Genomic DNA, 3,884 nt, shown 5'->3' with positions numbered 1-3,884 from the left:
CGGCAGCAGGGCCGGCAGCACGGCGATCCAGCGAAGGCGGGCAGGCAGCAGGTTCATGTCGGGAAAGCTCCGCTCGGGTCAAGGGCAGCGGCCGCACATGCCGGCCGGCGGTTTCAGAAAATCCCCAGTTCCAGCCCCGCAGCCAGCGCCGCGCCGAGTTCGTGCGCGCGTTGCAGCGCCTCGTCGTCCGGCTCGCCGCGCACGATCAGCGCCTCGGCCACTTCCTTCCAGCCATAGCCGCGGGCGATGCGTCCGATCTCGCGCACCGCGCCGCTGCCGTCGTTGCCGCAGCTGACGAACACCGCATACGGCAGCCCGACGGTACGGCCCTCGGCCGGGTAGTAGGTACGGTCGAAGAAGTCCTTCAGGAGCCCGGACATGTAGCCGAAGTTCTCGGGCGTGCCGAGCAGCAGGCCGTCGCAGCCGAGCAGATCGTCGAGGCCGGCCTCGGGCGCACGCCTGAGCAGCGTTTCGATGCCGCCGCATTCGCGTGCGCCGGCCGCGACGGCAGCGGCGAGGCGCGCCGTGCGGCCGCTCTGGCTGTGGAACACGATCAGCAGGCGCCGGGGGCGGGCGGGAGTCACGGCGGGAGTCCGGCACAGGGCAGGGACGTGGAGCGTAGCGCCGTCCGGCCCGGCTGTCCCGGAGGCCGGGTTCAGGCCGGCGTCCGGCAGCGATTCGCCCATGCCATCGCTGCGGCATTTCCGCGGCGGCCGGTCCGGCCGGATATAGCCGGATGCCCATGGACAGCGCCGCAAATACCCGGATTCATTCGCACGATTGCGCAGCCTGCGGATTCGTCCGGCAGGAAGTGCCGGTTTTTTGTTATCGGTTATCGTCACGAACATCCCCTGAATCAGGTGCCGGAATTCCGGCGCTTCTGATAATTGCTGTGAGATGCCGGTCAGTACTGGTGTCGGCTGCTGGCACGAATCCGTGCGGTGGTCACAATGCGGCATTTCGTCGACGGTGCAGTCCTCAAGGAATTGCCGGAGCCGTCGAAATTCAGATTGCTGAACATTCATCGCCCCAGGGACATGACGATGTCGAAAACCATTCTCATCATCGATGACTCGCCGTCCTTGCGCCAGATCGTGGCCTACACGCTGACCCAGGCCGGCCACGCGGTCGTCGAGGCTGCGAGCGGCGACGAGGCCTTGCAGCGGCTCGACGGGCGCGTGCTGAACCTGGTCATCTGCGACCTGCACATGCCGGGCATCAACGGCCTGGAGTTCGTCGCGAAACTCAAGGCCCGCCACGAATATCGCTTCGTGCCGGTGCTGATGCTGACCACCGAGGCGAGCGACACCTGCCGCGAGGCCGGGCGTGCCGCCGGGGCCAAGGCCTGGATGGTGAAGCCCTTCCAGCCGGCGGCGCTGTGCGCGGCGGTCACGCGGCTGCTGGCCGCCTGAGCCACGCCATGCTGCACATCGACGGCAATGGCAGGCGGCTGACGCTGGCCGGGCGATTCACGATCTATCACGTCGCGGAACTGCTCGCGTATCTGCGCGGCCTGGAACTGGCGCCGATGCTGGAAATCGACCTGTCCGGCGTGACCGATTTCGACAGTGCCGGCGTGCAATTGCTGCTGGCCCTGCAGCGGGAACAGCAGCAGCACGGCCGCGCATTACGCCTGCTCCAGCACAGTGCTGCGGTGCTCGACGTGTTCACGCTGTATGAGCTGTCCGCGCATTTCGGGGATCCGGTCCTGCTGCCGGCCGGCGGTGGCGCATGAACCTGCCGCTGCAGGCCGTGATGCAGACCTTCTGCATCGAGGCCCGCGAACGGATTGCGGAGCTCGAAGCCGGGCTGCTGACCCTCGAACAGGCGCCCTCCGATACCGAGGCCCTGAGTGCGGTGTTCCGCGCCGCACACACGATCAAGGGCTCGGCCGGCATGCTCGGGCTGGATGCGGTTTCGGCATTCACGCACGGCTTCGAGGACGTGCTCGATGCGCTGAGGACCGGCGCGCGCCGCTTCGAGCACAGGCTCGGCGAACTGCTGCTGCTCGCCGCCGATCATCTGGCGCTGCTGCTCGATGCCGCCGAGGCCGGCGAAGTGCCGGATGCGGCGCTGCAGGCCGCCGGCACGGCGCTGCTGCAGGCGCTGCACGAAGAGCCGCAGGCATCGGCGGTCCCTGCGCTCCCGCCGCCACTGGCACCGGCCCCGATGCCGGTCGAGCGCGAGCGGCCGGCGGCCGAAACCGGCGGCCCGGAGTTCTGGCATCTGTCGGTGCGCTTCGGGCCGGATGCGCTGCGCAACGGCTTCGACCCGCTCGGCTGCCTGCGCTACCTGCACACGCTCGGGCGCGTGCTGCGCGTCGTGACGCTGACCGATGCGCTGCCGGACTGGGCCGGCTTCGATGCCGAGACCTGCTTCCTCGGCTTCGAGATCGACCTCGATTCGTCGCACGAGCGCGAGACGATCGCCGCGACCTTCGAGTTCGTCGCCGATGACTGCACCTTGCACATCCTGCCGCCGAACAGCCAGGCCGCGCAGTATCTGGACCTGATCCGCGCGCTGCCCGAGGACGACCTGTCGATCGGCGAGATCCTCGTGCGCAGCGGCTGCCTGAGCCGCCTCGAACTCGAACAGGGGCTGCGCGCGCAGGCGCAGGCGGCGGCCGGCAGCAAGCGCCTCGGTGAACTGCTGGTCGACCGGCACTGCGTGGACGCCGATGTCGTCCGGGCGGCCCTTGAGCGTCAGGCGCACGGCCGTACCCGGCGCACCGCCGAAGCGCACACGCTGCGCGTGCAGGCGCCGCGGCTCGATGAGCTGATCGAGCGCATCGGCGAACTCGTGACCGTCGGGGCCGGCGCGACGCTGCTCGCGCGCGAACTCGGCCTGCCGGCGCTCGATGAGCTGGCGACGACGCTGAACCGGCTGGTTTCCGGCATCCGCGACAACGCGCTGCAGCTGCGCATGGTGCCGATCGGCGAGACCTTCGCGCGCTTTCCGCGCGTCGTGCGCGACCTCGGCCAGGAACTCGGCAAGGACATCGATCTTGAGCTCTGCGGCGAGGACACCGAACTCGACAAGGCCATCGTCGAGCCGCTGGTCGATCCGCTGATGCACCTGGTGCGCAACGCCGTCGATCACGGCATCGAGCCGCTTGCGGTGCGCCGTGCGCGCGGCAAGCCCGGCGTCGGTCGCGTGCGGCTGTCGGCCCGCCACGAGGGCGCGAACATGCTGATCGAGGTCGCCGATGACGGTGGCGGCCTGGATGGCGAGCGCATCCGCAGCAAGGCCGTCGCCGCCGGCCTGATCGGTGCCGGCGAGCACCTCGATGCACAGGGACTGGCAAGGCTGATCTTCGCGCCGGGACTGTCGACGCGCGACACGGTCACGGATGTCTCGGGCCGCGGTGTCGGCCTGGAGGTCGTGCAGCGCAACATCGAGGCGCTGCGCGGCAGCATCGAAATCGAATCCGAAGCCGGAGCCGGCACGACCGTGCGCCTGCGCCTGCCGCTGACGCTGGCGATCATCGACGGCTTCCTGATCCGCTGCGCCGGCACGAGCTTCGTGCTGCCGCTCGACCAGGTCGAGGAATGCCTGGATTTCGACGTTGCGGCGCTGCATGCCCCGCCCCGCCAGCTCGACCTGCGCGGCAGGCCGCTGCCGCTGATCCGCCTGCATGAATTCTTCGGCCTCGGCACGCCGTGCGGCCGGCGCGCCAGCGTCGTGGTCGTGCGCTGCGGCGAGCGCCGCGCCGGCCTGCTGGTCGATGAACTGCTCGGCGAATTCCAGACCGTCATCAAGCCGCTCGGACCGCTGTTCGAGCACCTGCGCGCACTCGGCGGCACGACGATCCTCGGCAGCGGCGAAGTCGCGCTGATCGTCGATGTGCCGGCGCTGTTCGCGCTGGCAGCGGCGCGCACGCCGCC

At 69.6% G+C, this 3,884-nt stretch carries 4 protein-coding genes; 3 read left to right on the top strand and 1 reads right to left on the bottom strand.

The features are described 5' to 3' along the window. Positions 1-113 precede the first annotated feature (113 nt). Entirely contained in the window at positions 114-584 is a 471-nt protein-coding gene (locus PKE44_RS09915) for an NAD(P)H-dependent oxidoreductase (RefSeq protein WP_324550603.1), read from the bottom strand. A gap of 459 nt (positions 585-1,043) precedes the next feature. Between PKE44_RS09915 and PKE44_RS09910 the strand changes: the two genes are divergently transcribed. The 3 genes from PKE44_RS09910 to PKE44_RS09900 form a co-directional block, all read left to right on the top strand. After that, positions 1,044-1,412, top strand: coding sequence for a response regulator (locus PKE44_RS09910; RefSeq protein WP_324550600.1), 369 nt, complete (start codon positions 1,044-1,046; stop codon positions 1,410-1,412). 8 nt (positions 1,413-1,420) lie between these two features. Further along, positions 1,421-1,735 carry an STAS domain-containing protein gene (locus tag PKE44_RS09905; RefSeq protein WP_324550597.1) on the top strand — a complete coding sequence of 105 codons (315 nt, stop codon included), beginning with the start codon at positions 1,421-1,423 and terminating at the stop codon, positions 1,733-1,735. Continuing rightward, positions 1,732-3,884: chemotaxis protein CheA (locus PKE44_RS09900; protein ID WP_324550594.1), on the top strand; the 2,153-nt coding region annotated here is incomplete at its 3' end. The genes PKE44_RS09905 and PKE44_RS09900, both read left to right, overlap by 4 nt.

This window comes from Plasticicumulans sp. (assembly GCF_035331805.1).
Lineage (GTDB): Bacteria > Pseudomonadota > Gammaproteobacteria > Competibacterales > Competibacteraceae > Plasticicumulans.
The sequence above is the reverse complement of the archived record's forward strand: the minus strand, read 5'-3'. Positions and strand labels throughout refer to the sequence as shown.

What these genes read in the sequence shown, in the direction of transcription:
- PKE44_RS09910 (WP_324550600.1), top strand. Translation starts at nt 1,044, where the DNA reads ATGTCGAAAACCATTCTCATCATCGATGACTCGCCGTCCTTGCGCCAG.
- PKE44_RS09905 (WP_324550597.1), top strand. Translation starts at nt 1,421, where the DNA reads ATGCTGCACATCGACGGCAATGGCAGGCGGCTGACGCTGGCCGGGCGA.